The sequence below is a fragment of the Streptomyces sp. NPDC032161 genome (genome assembly GCF_040636995.1).
Taxonomy (GTDB): domain Bacteria; phylum Actinomycetota; class Actinomycetes; order Streptomycetales; family Streptomycetaceae; genus Streptomyces.
Genome location: NZ_JBEZVN010000052.1, coordinates 1 through 21,229, shown reverse-complemented (window position 1 = coordinate 21,229; position 21,229 = coordinate 1). Strand labels below are relative to the sequence as shown.

The 21,229-nt window shown below is 68.1% G+C and carries 14 protein-coding genes and 2 CRISPR repeat arrays; of the genes, 11 read left to right on the top strand and 3 right to left on the bottom strand.

Annotation, left to right across the window (positions count from 1 at the left end; translation table 11 throughout):
- The first annotated feature begins 199 nt into the window (after positions 1 to 199).
- Positions 200 to 397, top strand: coding sequence for a hypothetical protein (locus AB0E67_RS34055; RefSeq protein WP_362034342.1), 198 nt, complete (start codon positions 200 to 202; stop codon positions 395 to 397).
- A 454-nt stretch (positions 398 to 851) separates the two neighbouring features.
- Here the strand turns inward: AB0E67_RS34055 and AB0E67_RS34050 are convergent, their stop codons facing one another.
- Positions 852 to 2,195 (bottom strand): endonuclease domain-containing protein, encoded by a 1,344-nt coding sequence (locus AB0E67_RS34050; RefSeq protein ID WP_362034339.1) that lies wholly within the window; start codon positions 2,193 to 2,195, stop codon positions 852 to 854.
- A 623-nt stretch (positions 2,196 to 2,818) separates the two neighbouring features.
- Positions 2,819 to 3,581: a CRISPR direct-repeat array (repeat unit 29 nt; unit sequence CGGAGCACCCCCGCGTCGGCGGGGAGGAC).
- Positions 3,582 to 3,719: 138 nt separating this feature from the next.
- Here AB0E67_RS34050 and cas3 point away from each other — a divergent pair.
- The 10 genes from cas3 to AB0E67_RS34000 all read left to right on the top strand — a co-directional run bounded on the left by cas3 (position 3,720) and on the right by AB0E67_RS34000 (position 16,308).
- Complete coding sequence (gene cas3 / locus AB0E67_RS34045) at positions 3,720 to 6,605, top strand: CRISPR-associated helicase Cas3' (protein WP_362034336.1); 2,886 nt, start codon at positions 3,720 to 3,722, stop codon at positions 6,603 to 6,605.
- A 600-nt stretch (positions 6,606 to 7,205) separates the two neighbouring features.
- Positions 7,206 to 8,798, top strand: coding sequence for a type I-E CRISPR-associated protein Cse1/CasA (casA, locus tag AB0E67_RS34040; RefSeq protein WP_362034333.1), 1,593 nt, complete (start codon positions 7,206 to 7,208; stop codon positions 8,796 to 8,798).
- A gap of 150 nt (positions 8,799 to 8,948) precedes the next feature.
- Positions 8,949 to 9,500 carry a type I-E CRISPR-associated protein Cse2/CasB gene (gene casB / locus AB0E67_RS34035; RefSeq protein WP_362034369.1) on the top strand — a complete coding sequence of 184 codons (552 nt, stop codon included), beginning with the start codon at positions 8,949 to 8,951 and terminating at the stop codon, positions 9,498 to 9,500.
- A complete protein-coding gene (cas7e, locus tag AB0E67_RS34030; protein ID WP_362034330.1) occupies positions 9,497 to 10,624 on the top strand; it encodes a type I-E CRISPR-associated protein Cas7/Cse4/CasC in 1,128 nt (375 codons plus the stop codon). The genes casB and cas7e overlap by 4 nt, the downstream gene beginning before the upstream one ends.
- Positions 10,621 to 11,400, top strand: coding sequence for a type I-E CRISPR-associated protein Cas5/CasD (gene cas5e / locus AB0E67_RS34025; protein WP_362034327.1), 780 nt, complete (start codon positions 10,621 to 10,623; stop codon positions 11,398 to 11,400). Before cas7e ends, cas5e begins: the two co-directional genes overlap by 4 nt.
- Entirely contained in the window at positions 11,397 to 12,047 is a 651-nt protein-coding gene (cas6e, locus tag AB0E67_RS34020; RefSeq protein ID WP_362034324.1) for a type I-E CRISPR-associated protein Cas6/Cse3/CasE, read from the top strand. Before cas5e ends, cas6e begins: the two co-directional genes overlap by 4 nt.
- 56 nt (positions 12,048 to 12,103) lie before the next feature.
- Positions 12,104 to 13,060: a type I-E CRISPR-associated endonuclease Cas1e gene (gene cas1e / locus AB0E67_RS34015; RefSeq protein ID WP_362034366.1), complete on the top strand. Its 957-nt coding sequence runs from the start codon at positions 12,104 to 12,106 to the stop codon at positions 13,058 to 13,060.
- Positions 13,060 to 13,377, top strand: a complete 318-nt coding sequence (gene cas2e / locus AB0E67_RS34010; RefSeq protein ID WP_362034321.1) for a type I-E CRISPR-associated endoribonuclease Cas2e — start codon at positions 13,060 to 13,062, stop codon at positions 13,375 to 13,377. The genes cas1e and cas2e overlap by 1 nt, the downstream gene beginning before the upstream one ends.
- Before the next feature lie 17 nt (positions 13,378 to 13,394).
- A CRISPR array of direct repeats spans positions 13,395 to 14,705; the repeat unit is 29 nt; unit sequence GTCCTCCCCGCCGACGCGGGGGTGTTCCG.
- 240 nt (positions 14,706 to 14,945) lie between these two features.
- Positions 14,946 to 15,920 carry a tyrosine-type recombinase/integrase gene (locus tag AB0E67_RS34005; RefSeq protein ID WP_362034318.1) on the top strand — a complete coding sequence of 325 codons (975 nt, stop codon included), beginning with the start codon at positions 14,946 to 14,948 and terminating at the stop codon, positions 15,918 to 15,920.
- Positions 15,921 to 15,936: 16 nt separating this feature from the next.
- Entirely contained in the window at positions 15,937 to 16,308 is a 372-nt protein-coding gene (locus tag AB0E67_RS34000) for a helix-turn-helix transcriptional regulator (protein WP_362034315.1), read from the top strand.
- Positions 16,309 to 16,691: 383 nt separating this feature from the next.
- On the opposite strand, the gene AB0E67_RS33995 is transcribed toward AB0E67_RS34000, so the two are convergent.
- Both AB0E67_RS33995 and AB0E67_RS33990 read right to left on the bottom strand, forming a co-directional pair.
- Complete coding sequence (locus AB0E67_RS33995; RefSeq protein WP_362034313.1) at positions 16,692 to 17,078, bottom strand: hypothetical protein; 387 nt, start codon at positions 17,076 to 17,078, stop codon at positions 16,692 to 16,694.
- Positions 17,079 to 17,900: 822 nt separating this feature from the next.
- Positions 17,901 to 20,453, bottom strand: coding sequence for a Helicase associated domain protein (locus AB0E67_RS33990; RefSeq protein WP_362034310.1), 2,553 nt, complete (start codon positions 20,451 to 20,453; stop codon positions 17,901 to 17,903).
- Positions 20,454 to 21,229 lie beyond the last annotated feature (776 nt).

The following is a 21,229-nucleotide window of genomic DNA, read 5'->3' as shown; positions in this document are numbered from 1 at the left end:
ACCAAGCTCCTATGAGGTCATGTTCCGCCCGGCCGGAGCCGTGAGAACAGGTCCCGGCGGCCGGACAGAACAGTCGGAAGACAGCCCAGCAGGGCGTCAGTCAGTGCCCGAGCCACGACCACCGGAACCTGAGTATCAGCATCAATGTCAGTGCTTGCCGTTACGGTCACGCTCATGTGGGCACACAGCATCAACTACCGTGGTGAACGGCACGAATTCGTCGATCACCGCTGCGCATGCCGTGGATGCGCTGGACTGGAGAGCCGTGGACTGGCCGGTGGCTCACGCGGCCGCGATTGCCTGGCACACGGTGAAGGCGGGGGAGCCGCTCACGGTCCTGTCGCTGGAACCCGAGCTGTGTGCAGGTACCGGCATTACTCCGCTGAATCTCACCTGACCCGCGCCCGGGGTGCCGTTTGCCCGTGCACGCCGCCTGCCCCTCCGCCGCATTCCCCGCCAGCCGCTACCTGCTCACCAGCTCGATCGTCGTCTCACTCACTTGGCTCTCCTTGATCAGCAGATCCGCTGTTGATTAGACGCTCCCACCTGGCGCCATCGCTGCGCCTGGCTGGCTGGCTGTTGCGGGTGTGGTCACCGGGACGGCCGCGACCCGCTCGGACTCGGCACCGCGGCGCGGCATGGTCGCCCCGGCCGTCGGCGGAAGCGTCCTCGCTCAGTGGGAGGCCAGCCTTGCCGCGGCCGCGCCCGGGCTCGCCGGGCACGCCCAGATCGTAGCGTTCGACGCGGACACCGACCGCCCGCTGCGCATTTCGCTGGGGCGTGCGGGGCGACCGTGTCGGGGGTCAGTAGCTGCGAGGTGACGTTGGGGTGTCAGGTCTCCCGGTACCCGCTCAGAACAGTGCTAGGCCCTCGCCGCTGGTGTCCGCGATGACTGGCCGGAACTGGGCAGGGAGGCCGTCCAAGCGGTCAGGACCGGCCGCGGCGGCCACGGCAGGGGCCGTCTCGGCCAACCAGACACGAAACCGCTCGGCGGCTTCGCGGTAGGGGACTTGCGCCAGGACACGGTGCTCGCCGGAGGGGCAGAAGTCGACGACGACAGTGAGCAGGCAGGAACGCGGCGCGTTCTGACTGCCCGCCCAGGACACACGCAGGACACCGCAGGGCTTACGCCCGCGGGGGGCGCGGTGGGTCGGGCGCAGCGATCGGCAGGCTATGTGGGCGGTCCATGCGGCGAGGTGCGGCAGGGGCAGGGTGGTGCGTGCGCGGCAGCCGGGGCAGCGGTGCCAGTGGCGAAGCCAGTCGTCGGTGTCGGTGTGGAAGAGGCGTGTATAGCGGTTCGCCACGCGGATGTCGTTGCTGTACAGGTGGTCGGGGCGTTCCTGAGTGTTGCAGGACTGGCAGACGGGGGCGCGGACGTAGCCGTGTTCGTGGCAGTGGTCGAGCACGGTGGCGGGCGCGGTGCGGCAGACGGCGCACGCCCACCCGGCCACCCTGCGGGAGGTACCGGGCTTCCTGCTGAGCACCGAGTACAGCTGGCCTTCCAGCTCTTTCTTGTACGGGCGCAGTGAGGCAGTGAGGCCCTCGGGGCTCGTCGTCTGCCGACCACCGGCATCTCGGGCCTTCCGGGGGTGGGAGGACGGCCCGGTGACGGCTGCGCTTGCCTGGCAGGTCCGCGCGGCTTGCACCCACCGCGTTTCGGTGTGCTCGGCCGCGTCCAGCAGCCTGACCACAGCACGCGGCAGCCACCACGCCCGCTGCGCCCCGCCGCGGGTCTGCTCCACGAGTATCTGTCGCCAGTCGATCCCCGCCAGGTGGTACAGCCGGCCAACTTCACGTCGTGCTGCCCTCTCGGGGCCGCCCAGCTCCTGCAGTTCCCCCGTGATGCGCTGGCGCCAACGCAGCGGCGTTTCCTTGTTGCGCTCCTGTCTCGGCGCCCCACGAAACGGACCGATGCGGACCAGGTCCTGCCGATCCATCCCAACCGCGTTCAGTTCCGCGGCCGCCCGGCGCACCTCAACCTCCGGAACATTCCACTGCCCGCTGCTCGCCCTCACCGTCGCCACCACATGGCCGCCGAGCAGGACGTACCCCACCCGGGCACGGGCAGGAGAGCAGGTGAATGCCCCAGAAGCCGTCGGCACAGCACCGTCGGCCGTCAAATCGACCCACAGAGCGTCCGCGGCAACCAGGGTGATCAGGCCGTCCGTGCGACCGGGCATGACACGCCCTGACATACCGACAGGCTAACGGCCTGCAATGCGGCAACGGGTCTCCAAGCGCTTGCGATCCTCGGTCGCCCCGGAGAGCGACCGCCACCGGCGGCGTCGACCTTCTCGGACCAGTCGTCATCCGCGTTGCGACCATCGGCCGCCCCGAAGGGCGACCGCCACTGTAGAGCCGCATCCGCTCGTCGCCGTCCATCGAGTCGTTGCGACCCTCGGCCGCCCCGAAGGGCGACCGCCACGGTAAATGACCAGCAGGAACACCCTAGAAGAAGCACCCTTCCAACACGAACGGAAGACCCGAAAGCGTACAAAGTTGACATATTCCTTTGGTGTGATCCGCGTGTTGCGTGTGTGCTTGAGGTTCCCAAGTCCCGACTACTGACCCCGCACCCCGGGCAGTTCTCCGACCATAGCGGCCCACGCCAACAACAGACTCTCCATCACCGCCTTCCACCAACCTCGAAACCCTCGGTCGCCCCAGAGGGCAACCGCCACCCTGAACGATCTTCGACGCGCCGGTACCCGCTGGAGTTGCGATCCTCGGCCGCCCCGGAGGGCGACCGCCACTGGGATCACGGAAGGCCAGGGCATAGCACTCTGATCAACTCCGTTGGCAGCATGGGCAGTTCAGGACTGAGTACCCCGCGTCGGCGGGGAGGACGCCCTGATCATCGACAAAGCTCAGGCGTCAGTCGGAGCACCCCCGCGTCGGCGGGGAGGACTGGCGTACCGGTGCCGCGGCAAGGCGATCACGCGGAGCACCCCCGCGTCGGCGGGGAGGACCCCCGGGACTGCGCCCCGCCCGGACCAGGTGACGGAGCACCCCCGCGTCGGCGGGGAGGACTGCCGGGCGACCTCGCGGGCGGGCAGTCCGGTCGGAGCACCCCCGCGTCGGCGGGGAGGACGCCACTGTCCAGACCGAGCTGCCAGGCCGCCGCGGAGCACCCCCGCGTCGGCGGGGAGGACGGTGCCCTCGAACAATTCCTTGGCGCCCGCGCCGGAGCACCCCCGCGTCGGCGGGGAGGACGAAGCCTCTCAAGCGGCCACCCGCCAAGAACGCGGAGCACCCCCGCGTCGGCGGGGAGGACGTGCGGCCGTGCGGCTGTCGGGACATGACTACCGGAGCACACCCGCGTCGGCGGGGAGGACAGGAGCCCTGACGCTCCATCTGCATCTCCTGACGGAGCACCCCCGCGTCGGCGGGGAGGACTTGGGGTTGCCCTTGAGGTAGAGGTGCAGCCACGGAGCACCCCCGCGCGTCGGCGGGGAGGACCGGTACACGTACTCGCTGTACATTTCGCGCGCCGGAGCACCCCCGCGTCGGCGGGGAGGACGCCGGGCGGCCATGGCGTCGGCTGAAGTCGGACGGAGCACCCCCGCGTCGGCGGGGTGGACCTTTCTGACCTGGCACTTATGAGGCCCTTTGCTTTTCCTTTGCCAAGCTGGGCGCTTTCCGCCGCTGGGTGTTGGGTCGCACGTTGACACCTTACCGAGACCGGATAGCAGTTACTCGGTGGTGTCAGAGGCGGGTGCTTGGATGACGGTGACGGCCCGTTGGGCGAGATGAAGAGGGGGTTCGCCGTGGCTGCGGAGCGGGATGTGCCGGACGAGTCGGTATGGGGGAAGTCGAGAGGGCTGCCCCCTGATCTGCCGCCCTATCCGCTGATTCGGCATCTGCTGGATGCTGCTGCGATGGCGCTGCATCTCTGGGACGGGTACCTGTCCGAGAACCAGCGTGTGCGGATCGCCGAGGGGATGGGGCTCGAGGACGAGCCTGAGCGTGCCCGAGCTGTCGTCGGACTATGTGCTGGGCTGCACGACATCGGCAAGCTCTCCGGGTTCCAGTTCTGTTCGGCTCATGGCACTCGACACCTCGCTTCGGAGTTGAGCGCGGACCGCAACACGATGAGTGCGGATCGCGTCGGGCACGACGTGGCCGGCATGCATGCTGTGGAAAAAGTGCTGGAAGCCCTGAGTTTCGAGGCCGATGGGGAATCTAGGGGCGCGCAGCGACTGGCCGAGATCATCGGTGGTCATCACGGCCGTTTTCACCGTGCTGAGGACCACATCAGCCCGGCGTTTCTCGGCGGCATGAGATGGACTCGGCAGAGGGTCGCGCACGCAGGTGTGGTGCACGAGGTGCTGGGGGCGCCTGAAGCGCCGTCGGTGTTTAAGGCGCCTGCGGCGGTACTGGTCACCGGGGTGGTCATCCTCGCGGACTGGTTGGTCAGTCAGGAGGGTTACCTTCTGGAACGGCAACGCGCGCTTGTGCCCTCGCTGACGGAGCATTTCGAGCGTTCACGAATCGATGCTTCCGGCCTGCTGGCGGAGGCGGGGCTGGTGCGGGTGCCTTTGCAGCGCAAGGATTTCGCCGAGGCGTATGGCATCAAGGGAGAGCCGAATCCGTTGCAGCGGTCTGTGGCGGAGGAGCTGAAGGCGGTGGTGGGAGGCGGGCGCCGCGGCGGCATCTGCCTCGTGACGGCAGCACCGGGGGACGGGAAGAGCGAGACTGCGCTGGAAGCCGAGCGGGTTCTGGCCGAGGCCTTCGGCACGCAGGGGTACGCGTTTCTGCTGCCGACGATGGCCACCAGTGATCAGATGTACGGGCGGATCGCGAAGACGTTGTCCCGTCAGTCCAGTCAGGTCGCTGGACTGGCCTTGGTCCACAGCATGGCCTGGCTCAACAGCGCCTACGCCGACGAGGAACTTGATGCCCAGGCCGTATTGACCTGCGAGGGCGACGAGGCCGAAGCGCGTCGGAGGGCGGAGGTGGACATGCGTCCGCAGAGGTGGCTGCGCGGTGCGAAGCGTCCGCTGCTCGCGCAGTTCGCGGTCGGCACCATCGACCAGGCGCTGATGGCGGTGCTGCCGGTACGGCACAATGCGCTGCGGCTGCTGGCCTTGTCGGGGAAGACGTTCATCGTTGACGAGGCGCATGCCTACGATCCCTACATGCAGGTGCTGCTGGGCCGGTTGCTGAACTGGCTCGGGGCATACGGAGTCCCGGTTGTCCTGTTGTCCGCGACCTTGCCGACATCGGTGAGTGACCAGCTGATCAAGGAATATCTGCAAGGCGTCGGCCACAAGACGCGCGATCTGGGTGAGAGGACGTTTTTGGCGCCTTACCCCGGCTGGCTTTACGTCGATGGTGAGAGTGGCCGAGCGTGTCCGATCTCGGACGAGCGGCGGGACGAGCAGGCACAAGCGCGGAGGATGAAGCTCGACATCGTTGTGGAACCGGTCGGTCGCTGTTCCGGAAGCGGCTCCCGCAGCCGGATGGCGGTTGTCGAGCGTCTCCTGCGGCCGGTGGCCGAGGGCGATGGCGGCGTTGCGCTGGTCGTGTGCAACACCGTGGGGGACGCTCAGGAGACCTACCTGCGACTGTGTGAACGGTTCGACCAGCGCTCTCATGCGGAGGGCGGCAACGTGCAGTTGCTGCACGCCCGTTTTCCGGCCGACGTACGCGAGACCCGCACCCGCGAGGTCACCGACGGGCTGGGTCGCAACGGCCCGCGTCCGCGGCGTCGGATCGTCGTCGCAACCCAGGTTGTCGAACAGTCGCTCGATCTTGACGCTGACATCGTCATCAGTGATCTCGCCCCGCTGTCCCTGCTGCTCCAGCGAGCCGGCCGGTGCTGGCGGCACGAGAACCACTGGGCTCAGCAGGGTTACCCCGGCGGCCTGGGCCGGCCGGCGTGGGCGGGCTGGCCTCGTCTCGTGGTTCTCGATCCGATCGCTGGTAGGGGCGAGGTGCCAGTGCAGTGGGGTGAGGTGTACTCCGAGCATCTTCTCGTCACCACCTCCGCCAAGCTTGCCGGTATTGAAGGAGGCGTCGTCTCCATCCCGGATGACGTGCAGGAGTTGGTCGAGGCTGTCCATGGGAACGACGAGACGTTCAACTGGGACGGTCCGGGCAGCCCTCCGGCGAAAGCCTGGACGGCCCACAAAGGTAAGGAGATGGCGGAGCGAAGCATGGCCGGCCTCCGTGCCGTCAAGCGCGCACGTAGGGTCCGCGCCCTCCATGATCTGCACCATCTATCCGGCGAAGAGGACGAGTGGGAGGTCTCGACCAGACTGGGTGCCGAATCGGTGCGGCTGCTGTGCGCCTATGCCCAAGAAGATGGCCGGACGACTCTGGACCTTGCTGGCGAGGAACCACTGCCGGATGTCGCATCGGGTGGCAAAATGCCTGTCGTTTCAGTGCGAGCAGTGATGCGACGTACCATCCCGGTTCGTGCGGACTGGCTCCGGGACGCGGATTCGGACATCGTTGCGCCACCGGCGGCATGGACGGAACACCCCATGCTCGCGGACCTTCGCGTTCTGCGCCAGCCCGTACGCCTGGGTGCGGCGCAGGCTGTGACGGTGGGCGGCAAGTCTCTGTGCCTGGACGAGGATCTCGGTCTCGTCCGTAGGTAGCATCGGGTTCAGCGGGCACCCCCACATCGGCGGGGAAGGAGCTGGGGCGCTGATGCGCCCGTGCTCGTCAACTGAAACACCCCCACATCAGCGGGGAAGCCCCGTCGCACTGGAGTGTCCTGTGGTCGGCGTGTCAGTGAGGCCAGAGGGAAAGACGGCGGTGCGCTTCCGCGACGCCCAGGAGTAGGGCAGTGCAGGAGCCGACGGTAGCAGCGTCCGGCCGAAGACCGATCACGATCACAATGACGGCTACCACAAGTACCGCTGGCGTTGCGGCGGTCCAGGGTGCAGGCACGGCAGATCGCATGGACATGGCGTTCATCCTCCGATGAAGGGTGGGCTCAACTCGCTGCGGTCTCGCGTTGAAGGGGGTTCTACCGGGCGTGAGTTGCCTCGCGCAAGCCGACTTACCCCCAAACCCCTGCTCTTCAACCTTCTGAGATTCACTGTGCAGCCGTCGGGGGTGCTCTACTGATGCTGCGGCGGCCGGAAGCAGCGCCAGTGTCAGTGGCGGCTGCTTGGATGCCCATGCGATGCGAGCGGCGTGCTGCTGCCGGTGTTGGCGTCGTGGGTGGGCAGTCAAAAGCAAGGGGGTTGACCATGACTGAGGGATTCGACCTACGCGTCGAACCGTGGATCCCCGTGCGTCTACGGTCCGGAGCGTCAACACGTGTCGGTCTTCGTGAATTGTTCAAGCAGGCGCATGACATCGACGATCTGGAGTTGCCGGTGCCGCCGGCTGCGGCCGGTCTGATGCGGGTGCTGGCGCCGATCGCCGCGAGGATCGCCGGGGACGGAGAAGTCCGACTCGACGACCGGGATATCGCGGAGGAAGACATCGATGACTGGTTCGAACTGCGCGAACGTGTTCTGAAGGCCGGCGGATTCCACCCGGGCGCCGTTGACGCCTACTTCGACCAGGAGGCGCTGAGGGGTCGGTTCGATCTGTTCGATCCGAATCGGCCTTTTCTGCAAGATCCGCGGCTGCGCACTCAGTGCGTGGACGGAAAGGGGGCGCCCAACCCGTCGGGGGTCAACAAGTTGGTCCTGGGGCGCCCAACCGGGGTCAACGGGGCTGTCTTTTTCGGTCATTTCACCGACACTGCACCCGTGCCGGTGCCTGCGGTCGAGGCAGCTTGGCATCTGATCGCGCAGTTGTACTACGGACCGTCCGGGCAGTGCACGCCCCGCCGGATCACGGACCACCGCGCAGGCAGTGGGGACGCAGCCCCCTTGCGGAAGTCGGTTTCCTACTTCCCGTGGGGCCCCGACCTGTTCACCACGCTCGTGCTGGCCGTGCCAGCTCCCCAGTCCGAGGTCGACTGGGGAGCGGAGGACGCCTGCCCATGGGAGGGGGAACTGAACGCCCCGCTGGAGGCTCTGCCGTCGATGACATGGCCGGGCAGGCTACTGACGGGCCGGTTCCGTCACGCCGTTCTGCTCGTGCCTTCCGAAGATCGCCGGAGCGTGACCGATGCCTACATCACTTGGTCGACGCACGAGCCACCACACCAGGTGCATGACCCCTACCAGATTCTCGACCGCCGGAAGGACGGCGACTTCCAGCCGCGGGAGGCCGACGGGGCGAGGGCGTTGTGGCGGGATCTCGACGCACTGCTGTTGAAGGACAGCCGACAGGGCACGCAGCGGCCGCCAGCCCTTGAGCACCTGCCCCGGACGTTGTTGCCTCGGCTGCGGGTGCGCGCCTACGGCTTCGATCAGGACGGCCAGCAGAAGGACCGTGTCTGGTTCCAGTCGACGACGCCGCGGGTCCTGCAGTGGGAGGAGGAGAACGATCCGGAGATGGCTTACCACATCAGTCGCTGTCACGCCTTCGCGGAGAAGACTGGTGACCGGCTCGACTTCGCGGCCAGGATCGCCTGGAAGGTCGCCACTGACGGCGGTACGGACCTCTCTGCCGGGGCCAAGATCAAGCTGGACGCCCGTAAACCGGGACCGTGGTCAATGGCCGCGCTGTCTCGGTACTGGCCAGCAGCGGAGAAGGTGTTCTGGCAGGCCACCGCGCCGGGCCGGATGAAAAGCCGGGTCGATGAGCCGTTCGTCGACGCGGCCCTTGCCGCACTCGACGAGGCCATCGGCCAGGCCAACCGGGCCGACATCAGGGTGGCCCGTGCCCGCCACCGTGCCCGCAGCCTCCTGCGTGCGCTTTTGCGACCGTCCGACTCCGACTGAACCGGACTCGCAGCTCTTGCAGCGGTTTCTGCTACTTCATCGCTTGCCTCCATCGCACGTCAGGGACACCTCATGACTGATTCCGCGCCAGCGGCCTCTGCTCCGCCGGCCCCTTCGACTGACCGCGTCTCGGACCGGTTCGTCTCCTATGTGCTCGTTTTGTGCAAGGAGACACGGGCCCGTGCCGAACTGCGCCGTGGCCTCGGCCTGCCAGTGGAGCGGTGCAATTACATGCACCGCTACATCGTCCCGTGGCTGCGCGACCACGACGACCAGGACTATGCCGATCTCCGGCGGGCGTACTACGCGGTGGCCGCACTGATCGCCTCGCGGCCCCGCACGGCCCGTGAAGCCGCTTCGGACGAGACCCCGCCCGTTTCGTGGTACGAACGCCCCAATCTGGGAGCTTCACTCGGCCAGGGCGTCGTCAAAGACGCACTCAAGGGAAATTCCGCAGAGAACGTCTTGCACCTGATGGCCCGGCAGGGCAGTGACGCCGTCCACCGCGGCCTGCCCGCCCTGGTGCAGCAGCTCCACAACGGCGGTATCGCGGTCGACTGGGCGGTTCTCCTGGAGGACATGGCCTGGTGGAACCGCCACCGCGATCGCATCGCCACCCGCTGGCTCGACAGCTACTTCCACACCTCCACCGGTGAAACCGGCTCCGCCACCCCTGACTCTGCCGAGGAGAACGACCGATGAGCCTCTACCTTGACCTGAGCGCCCTGCAGTCCGTGCCCGCAGCCAATCTCAACCGTGATGACCTGGGTTCGCCGAAGCAGGTGCAGTACGGCAACGCTTCTCGTATCCGGGTGTCCAGCCAGTCCTGGAAGCGGGCCATCCGGCTCGGTGTCGAACAGGACCTCGGGGAGAAGGCTGCCCGCACGCGGATGGTCCCGGTGAAAGTGCGGGAGGCATTGGCAAGGGTCGGCTGGCCGGACGAGCTGGCCGCATTCGCCGGAGCGCAGGTCGCCGCGAGCGTCGGGAAGAAGGGCATCGGCACGGAGAAGGCAGGCCACACCTCAGTTCTGCTGTTCCTGCCGGAAGCCGCCATCGACGAGCTGGCCGCGGTGTGCACCAACCACCGCAAAGCACTGGAACAGGCGCAGGGCAAGAAGAACCCCGGAAAGGTCTTGCCGCCCCGCGAGATCGAGGCGATCCTCAAGCGGCGCACCGCCTCCATCAGCCTGCTGGGCCGCATGCTCGCCGAACTCCCCGACGCCAACGTGGACGGAGCAGCCCAGGTCGCCCATGCCTTCACCACTCACGCCGCCGAACCGCAGCGCGACTACTTCACCGCTGTCGACGACTGGCTGGGGGAGGCCGAGACCGGCAGCGGTCACCTGGACACCGCCGAGTTCAGCGCCGGCGTCTTCTACCGGTATGCAACCGTCAACATCGCCGACCTGCTGAAGAACCTGGAGGGCGACACAGAGGCCGCCCGGACCGTGCTCACTTCCTTCGCCGGGCACTTCCTGCTCTCTCTCCCGCAGGCCAAGAAGAACAGCACCGCCCCGCACACGGTTCCGGATCTTGCCTACCTTGCTGTGCGGGAACACCGCCCGCTGTCCCTGGCTGCGGCCTTCGAGACCCCCGTCACCGGCGACCGGCAGGGCGGCTTCTCCCGGCCCTCCCGTAAGACCCTCGATGTCTACGCCGACAACATCAACCGCCTCACCGGCCCCCGCAGCCGCCGCTTCCACGGCCACACCACCATCGACCCCGAGGAAAAGTACACCGGGATCGGTGACGCCCATGACTCCTACGACCAGCTCATCGACGCTGCTGTCACAGCCGCCGTGCCCCTCGCGGAGGGCGGGCAGTGAGCGGGCTGCTGATTCGGCTGGCCGGCCCCATGCAGTCCTGGGGCGAACGGTCCACGTTCTCCTCGCAACGGGATACCGCGCCCTTCCCGACCCGCTCGGCACTCATCGGAATGTTCGCCGCAGCCGAGGGAATCGGCCGCGGCGACGCGGGACTGGAGAAGTACCGGGAACTGCGGATCGCTGTGCGGGTGGACCGTCCAGGCGTCCCGCTCATCGACTACCACACCGTCGGCGGTGGCTTTCCCAAGAACCGAACCGCCGCCACCAGCGGGGGCGGCAACAAGGGAGCCGCCGTCGTCACCAACCGCCACTACCTCGCCGACGCCGTCTTCGTCGTCGCCGTCAGCGCATCGGACAAGACCGTGAAGCACCTCGCGAACGCCCTGAAGCAGCCCTACTGGGCTCCATATCTGGGCCGCCGCTCATGCCCGCCCGATGAGCCGTTCGTCCTGCGTCGCAACGTCGACGATCCCGAAGAGGAACTGCGCACCCGGGTACCGCTCAGCCGGACCGCACCGCCGCAGCAGAACGCCAGCACGCCACTTGCGGTGGAATTCCTTTGGGAACAAGCCCCACCCCACAGCGGGGAGGCTGCTTCCCCCCTCGACATCATCGAGGTGAACGACGAACCCGTGAGCTTCGCTCAGCACGGCCGCCGCCACGCCGGCCGCCGTCTCTACCGCACTGTGGAACCGGTGCCCCACCACCTGGCCTGTTCCAAAGGCACGCTGATGCAGCGTCTGATCGACTACGCCCACACCGAGGAACACGCATGAACGACCACCCGGTGATCGCACGTATCCGCCTCAACCCCTACAACCGCGAGGTACAGCGGGATCTGCGCGACGCCACTCAGATGCACCGCACCGTCATGCGAATGGTCCCCGACGGCCTCGGTGATTCCGCCCGTCACCAAGCCGGGATCCTGTACCGGATCGACGAAACCGACACCACCAGCACGCTCCTCGTCCAGGCCCACCAGCTCGATCCCGACCGCCTGCCCACTGGATATGGGCAAGCCGATATCAAAAACCTCGCCCCGATGTTCACCGCGCTACGCAAAGGAATTGCTGTCCGCTACCGCATTGCCCTCAACCCCTCCAAGCGAGAACGGCTCTCTCTGAACGAGAAGGGGAGACGCGGACCAATCGTGCCACTCGCAGGCGCTGACGCTGACCAGTGGTGGCTGCGACGGGCCAATGAAGCCGGTCTGCAACTCCACGTCCTGACTCCTACCAGCCTGCAGCCCGCCCGCTCCCGCCAGCAGGATGCTCCCCGCGTCCGGCACAGCCTGATCCGCTATGACGGCAACGCCACCGTCACCGACCCCGACGCCCTCCGTACAGCCATCCTCCAAGGCATCGGACGCGGCAAACCGTACGGCGCGGGCCTGCTCAGCCTCGCCCCGGTACGAACGCCGTGAGCGCGCCACGACGGGGCGGCGACATGCGCAGACGCCTGGCCGCGCCCACCCTGGCCATGTTGCCCCGCGTCGCGGACTCCCTGTCCTTCCTCTACCTCGACATGGTCCGTGTGGTTCAGGATGACACCGGGGTATGCGCCCAGATCAAGGTCGACGAGCACCGCACCGACCTCGTTTACATTCCAACGGCTGCCCTGTCCTGCCTGCTCCTGGGCCCGGGAGTGTCCATCACCACACCCGCCCTGACCACCCTCGCCCGCCACGGCACCAGTGTCGTCTGCGTCGGAGCAGGCGGCGTACGGGCCTACGCCGGAATCCTCCCGGACTCCCTCACCACCCACTGGCTGGAACAGCAAGTCGCCTGCTGGGCTGATCCCACTCGCCGCCTCGAAATCGCTGTTCGCATGTACGGCATGCGCTTCCAGGACACCGAGCTCCCCCAGTCCGTCACCCTGGACCAGCTGCGCGGCCTGGAAGGCCAGCGCATGAAAGCGTTCTACAAGATCCTCGCTCAACAGCACGGCATCGGACGCTTCCGCCGCAACTACCGCCCAGACCAATGGGACTCCCAGGACCCGGTCAACCTCGCTCTGTCGGCAGCGAATACCTGCCTCTACGGCATCGTCCACGCAGCCCTACTCGCCCTTGGCCTCTCACCAGCCCTCGGCTTTGTCCACGCGGGCACTCAGCACGCCTTCGTCTATGACATCGCAGACCTCTACAAGGCCGAGACCACCCTCCCCCTCGCCTTCGCCCTCCATAATTCGCCCAACCCCGAGCAGGAAGCCCGACGCCGCTTCCGTGAAGACCTCCGGCTCCTGCGTCTCCTGCCTCGCATCGTCCGCAACGTCCAGACCCTGCTCACCGCACCTCAGACCGACAACACCGAAGCTGCGGACATGGTCGAGGAGGAAGAACACTCCGAGCGGCGGGACATCCAGATGGTCCACCTCTGGGACCCCAAGACGGGAGCGATCCCCGCTGGTGTCAACTACGCGCGGGAAGGGGACTGATGCCTTCCATGGTGGTGATCGCCACCACGGCTGTCCCCGACCACCTGCGAGGCGCCCTCAGCCGGTGGACAAGCGAAGTCGTCCGCGGCATCTTCGTCGGCAGCGTCTCCGCCCGCGTCCGCGACGAGCTCTGGCGCGCCGTCAGTGAGAGCGTCGGCAACGGAGCCGCCATCCTCGTCCACCCGGCCCCCACCGAACAGGGATACGCCATCCGCACAGCTGGCACCCGCCGCCGGATCCCGGTCGATTTCGATGGCCTCACCCTCATGCGCATGACAGCGCCACCAAAGGTCAAGGAAGTGCAAAACCCTCCCTAATGCGCAGGTCAGAAAGTGTCCTCCCCGCCGACGCGGGGGTGTTCCGAACGAGAACGGTCAGAGGTTCACAGACGTGCCGTCCTCCCCGCCGACGCGGGGGTGTTCCGGATCCAAACCCGGTGAACAGCACCTCGTCCCAGTCCTCCCCGCCGACGCGGGGGTGTTCCGGCGTCCTGGACTGTGTCCTTCAACCCGTCGAAGTCCTCCCCGCCGACGCGGGGGTGTTCCGCGGCGCCTGGCGGAGATGAAGGAGGAGCGGGAGTCCTCCCCGCCGACGCGGGGGTGTTCCGGCGGCTCGGCGCGGAGCACCTTCGGTGGACCTGTCCTCCCCGCCGACGCGGGGGTGTTCCGATGGCGAGGGGAGCCTTCCAGCCGGCGATGGCGTCCTCCCCGCCGACGCGGGGGTGTTCCGACACTCACCTCCTGGAGGCAGTCGTTGCTGGCGTCCTCCCCGCCGACGCGGGGGTGTTCCGCACGGCCGGGGCTGGAAGAAGAAGGCCGGCGCGTCCTCCCCGCCGACGCGGGGGTGTTCCGCGCACGCGCCGCACCGCCAAGACCGCCGACGCGTCCTCCCCGCCGACGCGGGGGTGTTCCGACGGGCCAGTCGTGGGAACTGTCCATGACGATGTCCTCCCCGCCGACGCGGGGGTGTTCCGATCGCGTCCCAGCTCAAGACTGCTCAGAAGAAGTCCTCCCCGCCGACGCGGGGGTGTTCCGCAGGGCATGGTCCTCTCCACCCCCGGATACGAGTCCTCCCCGCCGACGCGGGGGTGTTCCGCCGTGCGTGCTGTGCATCGAGCGCAGCAAGGAGTCCTCCCCGCCGACGCGGGGGTGTTCCGAGGGCGGTTGGCAGATCCACGACTACCTCGAAGTCCTCCCCGCCGACGCGGGGGTGCTCCGGAGTGGAACGGCGGCATGGACGGTCTGCCCACGTCCTCCCCGCCGACGCGGGGGTGCTCCGCTAGCGGAGGTCGGACTGCTGCGGCTGGAAGGGTCCTCCCCGCCGACGCGGGGGTGTTCCCGCTCCGCACGTCGTAATCACCGAGGAGACCTTGTCCTCCCCGCCGACGCGGGGGTGTTCCGAAGGGCGACGCCGCCGCGTATGAGTTCCTCGGGTGCCCCCCGCCGACGCGGGGGTGTTCCGGACTAGCCTCAACCCTGGGTATTCATCGGAATGTCCTCCCCGCCGACGCGGGGGTGTTCCGGTCGCCGTGGGCGGGGCGATCGTGGGGTTGTGGTCCTCCCCGCCGACGCGGGGGTGTTCCGGGGCCGAAACAGCGCACGAATCCGATCCGCATGTCCTCCCCGCCGACGCGGGGGTGTTCCGGCGTCCTCGAAGAGGATCTCGTGGGTGTGTGGGGCGCGGGGTTGTTCGTATGGCGGGAGTTGCCTTTCTCCAGCCGCCTCGTTGATGTCTTCGGTGGCGCGCCTGTTGTTCAGGCGTTGCCTTAATCGAAGAGTCGTTGACGTGATGGCGGTGGAGTGTGGGGGAGAAGCCTCTTCTTCGGCTGGTTCAGGGCGGGCTGACCGGCCTCGTCCCTGATGCCGGTCGGGTACCGGACGTTTGGGTGTTCCAGGCCGACTGCGTCCAGGCGTTCGCCGCGACGTGGGTGGTGCGGGGGTTCGCCCCGACGACGATCGGCGCCTACACCTCCCTGCTTCCACGGGTGCTGGCCCACTTCGACCGCCCGGTGTGGCAGATCGAGCCGGCCCATGTGGACGCGATGCTCCACACTCTGCTGCTCGCGGGCCGGACTGCGGGAACCAGACGCCGTTACCTGGACATGCTGCGCGCGTTCCACACGTTCGTGCGCCTGCGCTACGCCGCCGAGATCCGCGCCCTGTACGGCACCACCGTGGGTGATCCGCTGGACCGCTTCAACCGGCTGCGCCATGTCTGGGACGAGCCTTCCCGCCGGCTGCCGCCCACGGCCGAGCGCCTGGCGGCCTTCTTCGCTCACGCACGCGCCCGCCTGACCGTCACATCCGACTACCCGGCCGCGGCACGGGACTACGCGCTGTGGCGCACCCTGTACCACTCCGCGCCGCGGCTGAGTGAAGCACTCCGCCTCGAGCTGTACGACGTCCACCCCGAACTGGGTCCGTCCGGCAAGCTCCATGTGCGGTTCGGCAAGGCGGCCAACGCCTCGGGACCACGCTCGAGATGGGCCCCGATGCTGGACGGCCTGGACCAGATCCTTGCCTGGTACCAGAGCGACATCCGCCCCCTGTTCCCCGATACCACCGCGCTGTTCTGCGACGCCCACGGCCAGCCGCTGAAGCCGGAGACCGTACGCGACCGCCTCTCCCGCCACCTGGATACCGAAGCAAGGCCCGAGGGCGATCGGTTCACCCCGCACGACCTGCGCCGCGCCTGCGCAACCCATCACTACGAACAGGGCATGGACCTGCTCACCGTCCAGCAACTGCTCGGACACCACCACATCGCCTCCACCATGGCCTACGTCCGGCCCTGCCTCACCTTCGTCGAGGAAGCCTGGCGCCGCGCCACGCTCACCGCCATCACCGGCCTGGCCGGCTGACCCCCCGGGAGCCCCCGTGACCACACCCCCTCTCCACGCCGTGGAAACCCCCGCCCCGCCACCCGAGGTGGAATGGAAGCTGCGCATCGCCGCTGCACAGCGCGGCATCTGGACAGGCACGCAGCTGCGCCGCCTCCTGGCCGAGCGGGCCGGTCTCGAGCTGTCCGCCGCCTCGGTCTCCGCGCTGTTCACCAAGCAGCCTTCCCAGGTGAAGCTCTCCACCCTGGCCGCCCTGTGCGCCGCCCTCGACTGCACCCCCGGCGACCTGCTGACCCTGCAAGAATCCACCGCACGCTCAACCCCTCCGCCGCGCCCCGCCCCCGATCCGGCCCGGCAGCCTTCGCAGCAACAGCTCGCGCCCCGCCACCGATCTCTCCCGCCGCTGTGACCGCCCCCAAGACGACCGCGATCCCACCCGCGCCCGCCACTGCAGTGCCCCGGACGGCCAAGGACACCTGCTCGGTCTGCCACCGCCTGCGCCGGCTGTGCCCCGACACCGGCCGCTGCGCCTGGTGCTCACGAACCTGCGCCCTGTGCGGCGCTCCACGACGATCCTCCCAGGACCTGTGCGCGGTATGCCGACACCGCTCGGCAGGCCGACCGGCACGGGGCCCGTGCCAGCACTGCGGGCGTCGACGCACCCTCGACGCGGCGACTCGGCGGTGCCGGGCCTGTACCGATCCCACCACCGCACCACCCCCGGCATGCTGCGAACGCTGTGGCACCAGCGGCCAGTGGGCCAAGGGCCTGTGCAAACGCTGCTACGAGCACTCACCGCACACCGTCATCACCCGCGCGACCGGCTGGGCCGAGCGCATGCCCGCCGCACCACCCTGGTGGAGCGACTTCGCCGCACACCTCGCCGATCACCGCCACCCCATCTACGCGGCAGACGTCGTCGCCACCACCGCACGCCTGATCATCGCGACCACGACCGCTGATCCCGGCACGCTGCTCGCCCACGCCCACAGCAACGCCCCCGAACTCGTGGGGGCACTCACCGACTTCTTCCGCACCCGCGGCCACCTCGCCCCGCCACCAGACCTCGCCGACCGGCGCGCAGCAACCCGCCGTACCCGCCGCATCGAGGCCATCCCCGCCCCACTGCGTCCCCAGGCCGACGCCTTCGCCGACTTCCTGCTGCTCCAGCGCGAGCAAGCCCGCCAACTCGGACTACGCCCCAATCAACTGAAGACCATCGAGATCCGCCTGGACACCATCCGTGACCTGGCCCTCCACCTCCACCCCAAGGGACATACGAGCTGGGCGAGCATCACCACCACCGACCTGGAATCCTTCCTCACCCTGGCCCCGGACCGCCGCGCCTCCCGCCTCGCAGGGCTGCGTCAGTTCTTCGCTTACGCCCACCGCTCCAAGAGCATCCTCCACAACCCCACCGAGCCGATAACTGCCGCACAACAGAGGGGATTTCACGGACCCACCCTCACCGCAGGCAGGCAGCGCACCCTGTACGAACGGTGGACCACCAACTACGACATCCACCCGCACGAAGCCTTCATCGGCCTCGCCGCCCTCCTGCACGCAGCAACCACCACCGAGCTGCGCCAGCTCACCGACGCCGACATCGCCCCCGACCGCCACAGCGTCCGGTTCCCCGGCAGATCAGTGCACCTCCCATTGGACAGTGCGACCTGGACGGCGCTGCAACGCTGCCAGGAGCACCGGAGCCGACTCGGTACGGACAACCCCCACCTGCTTGTCACCCGGCTCACCCGAACAGACCACGGACCGGCTGGCGCCGCCCACATCCGCGACAGCCTCGCTCCCGTCGGCCTCCTGCCGCGCACCTGCGCTCCACACGTCTGCTCGCTCTCGCAGACGAACTCGATGCCAAGCTCCTCGCTGTCTCCTTGGGGATGTCCTACGCAGGAGTCGCCCACTACCGGCCCTCCCCGAAGCTCACCAGGCCCCTGTGATGGATCACCAGGCCCAGGCACTGTCCCGGCCAGGGGAGCGACCTCACCAGCGCATGCCGAGCTGGTCGAGGTCCGCCCGCCGCTGTTCGGGAAGCTTCGCGGCCCGTCGCCGCACGTTGTCGAGCCAGGTGCCGAGCTTGACCTCCACGACCCCGCCAGCACCTGCCTGACGGCCCACCAGGCCCGCTTCCGTCCCTACCTGCTCGATGTGCTTCCGGGGCACCCGCAGATGTCCTTCACGTGCGTGGAACTGCCGCGCGGCCGCCAGGTTGAGCTTCCACTTGTCGTCCTGGGTGCGTTTCACCGGGCGCTCGTCCTCACCGGCGGGTTTGAGCCCGAGGGCGTTCTCCAGGAGCCATTGCTGCGCCGGTTGCAGGGCGTCCCATCCGAACCGGCATCCCTTAACCCACCGTCCGAGGTCCTCGCCCTGGACGACGACCTCGTCGGCCTCCCAGGGCACGCTGCCGCCCTGGGCGAGATGGTTCTGCACGAGCCGCAGACAGCGCTGCCAGCCGGCGTCCCAGACCGGTGACCACCCCGGGTCGATCTCGTCCAGTGCTTCCCTCCGCTCCTGCGACAGGCCGCCCGCGAGGGCGTCGTCGGGCAGTTCGGCCTCCATCTGCTCCGCGCGCGCATCCGCGAGCCTCGCGGCCGTGCGGAGGTTCTTCGCCCAGGTCCCGACCGGATACCCGTCCCACACGGCATTGGCCGGCGGCAGGAAGTGGCCGTGTTCGGCGGCCCAGCGCCGGGCAGCGGCAAGCCCTTCCTCGAAGGCGTGGTCGCGGTGGGACCAGACCACCCCGAGCTCCTCCAACGCCTTCACACGCTCCGGGCCGAGTGTTCCGGCCCGGTAGTCCGTGCGCTGGTTCCGCAGCCATGTCCCCAGCGGGAACCCCGCAGGCTCCCACCCCTCATCCACCGGCGTCACGTAGTCGTACGGAACCTTCAGTACCCCGTCCTTCGCCACCTCGCGCACGTACCGTGCCGCGGCCGCGATCCCGCTGCGCCAGTAGTCCGTCTCGGGGTGCAGCACGCGCAGCGCGACGAACCGCGCCACCTCCGCCGGATCCCGCGGAGTGGAGAACCTCAGCAGCCCCTGCGCGGGCGCGCTCGGCCCCTTCGCCTCGCCCGTCCGTTCCCGGCCCTCCGCCCCGTCGACGCCCTCGCCCCCGGCGGGCTTCCAACGCCCCGTACGCGGGCGGGAGTCGGCAAGGGCCTCGATCACGTCCGTGTCGTGCGCCCGCAGCGCCCCGAGGACCTTCGCGAGGGTTTCGTACCCCCTGGAGGTCATCATTTCGTCCGGACTTTCACCAGGAGCAAGAAAAACAGGAACGACCAAGCTGGCAATTTTTCCCTCGCCAGGCTGCATTCGAAGAGCCCGCCCGACCATTTGCACAATATCGACCATCGACCCGCGCGCATCACAAAACGCGACAGAGTCACAGTTCTTCGTATCGACTCCTTCCCCCAGGACACGAACCGAGGCGATCATTTTGAACATGGCTGGACAGAAGACCGTTCCGCCCTTCCCGTCGGGCACCTCGATCACGTTCGACGCGAACTCCTCCAGCTTTGCCTTCCGGTAGCCGGCCTTGTGGTCTCCGTGAAGCCAGGACGCCCCCACCCGCTCCGCCGGGTGGTAGCGCTCCGGATCCCCGGCATACAGCTGCTTCGCGACGGCGGGCAGGCCTTCGGCCATCGCCTCGGCCTCCGCGATCCGGGAGTGGAAGGTGAGGCACTTCCGCAGGTTCTCGTCCGCGGCCGCCGTCAGCAGTCCCGCCTGGAGCGCCGCGAGCCGCGCCCCGCGCACCAGGTCCGAGCCCCGGTCGCCACCCGCCTGCGCGGCGTACAAGTCCGGATCGGAGATATCAACGCAAATAACCTGATAGGGGGCAACCAGCCCCCGGGAAATAGCCTGGGAGAGCGTCAGCTTCCAGGCCACAGGCCCGAACACGGGCGACTCGGGGTCCATGCTCGCGATCAGCCGCGGAGCCTCGCGGCCGCCCCGGCGGGCATCCTCAGCGGACTCCCAGATCCTCGCCGTCGCCGTCATGTACAGCCGCCGGACGGCCGGCATCTTCACCTGGTCGTGCACGGCCGCCCATGCCTTCGCCGCATCCCCCGAGGTGCGGTGCGCCTCATCCACGACCATCAGGTCGAAGGCGTCCAGCCCGAGCCGGTGCGCCCCCTGCACCGCCGTGGAGGCGGTGGCGTACGTCGAGAACACCGTCACCACGTCCTCGTCTCCCACCCAGGACAGGAGCTCCGCCGCGTCCGTGGTGCAGGGCATCCCGCTGGACGCCGAAACCCGTGACTCGCATGCACCGACCATCGCCCCCGCTCGCCCTGCACGATGCCACTCCGCGGCCATCTGAGCCAGCAGGTCCACTGTCGGTACCAGCACCAACACCCGCCGGGCACACAGTCGTTGAGCGGCCACCGCCGCGATCCTCGTCTTCCCCGACGCGGTCGCCGCGATCACCTGGCACCGCAGTCCATCCTCCGGAACCGCGACGCCGGCCGGGAGCTGGAGATGACGGAGCACGGCGTCGACCGCCTCGATCTGGTGCGGCCTCAGGCCCTGGTCTGTCACCATTCCCCTTTACTCGCCGTCCTGCCCGGATTCGCACTCGTGGTCACACTCCAGGAGTGTTCCGTCCTCTACCGGACCGAATTCCCACGTCGAGTCACACTCTTCGCAGTATCCGCTTCCGTAGAAACTCACCCGAGACATTCTCTTCTCCTCAATCAGAAAGGGACACGAAAGAAAGAGCGACACTATTTCTCAGCTTCCAGTGCCGGGGAGGCATCCGCCCCCGGGCGGACAACCCATCCAGGCCATGAATTTGACGCATCCTCAACAGGATTTACGGGCGCAGCCAGAGTGTCATTTCCTCGGACTCCCCAGTGCTGGTGGGTGTCTGTCCTCCAGGAACAAGGTAGCGGACTCAGAACTATGACGCATGCGGTTCGTGGGGGATGACCGGAAGTGTTCGCAATCGATACGATCAGGTGCCGAACCTCGACGGAAATCCGACTCGCAGCTTGACGACCCGTCACCTCACCCACCCCTCGGCCACCCTCCCGTAACCCGCCGCCCGCATAGCGGGCCCAACTACCAGGCGCGGAGCGACTGGTAGTGATCCGCCTTGGCGGATCGTCAGGGTCGGTGCGGAGCACCGACCCTGACCCTGGGCCACGGAGTGGCCCAGCAACCCGAATTGCGAAGCAATTCGGGGGGAAGTGCCGCGTAGCGGCACCGCGTCGCGTTCGCGGAGCGAACCGCGCGAGATCGGAAGAGCACACGACAGAACACCAGTCACCAACAGGTAGATCACGAATGCCACCATCAGAATGTAAAGTGGACCGGAC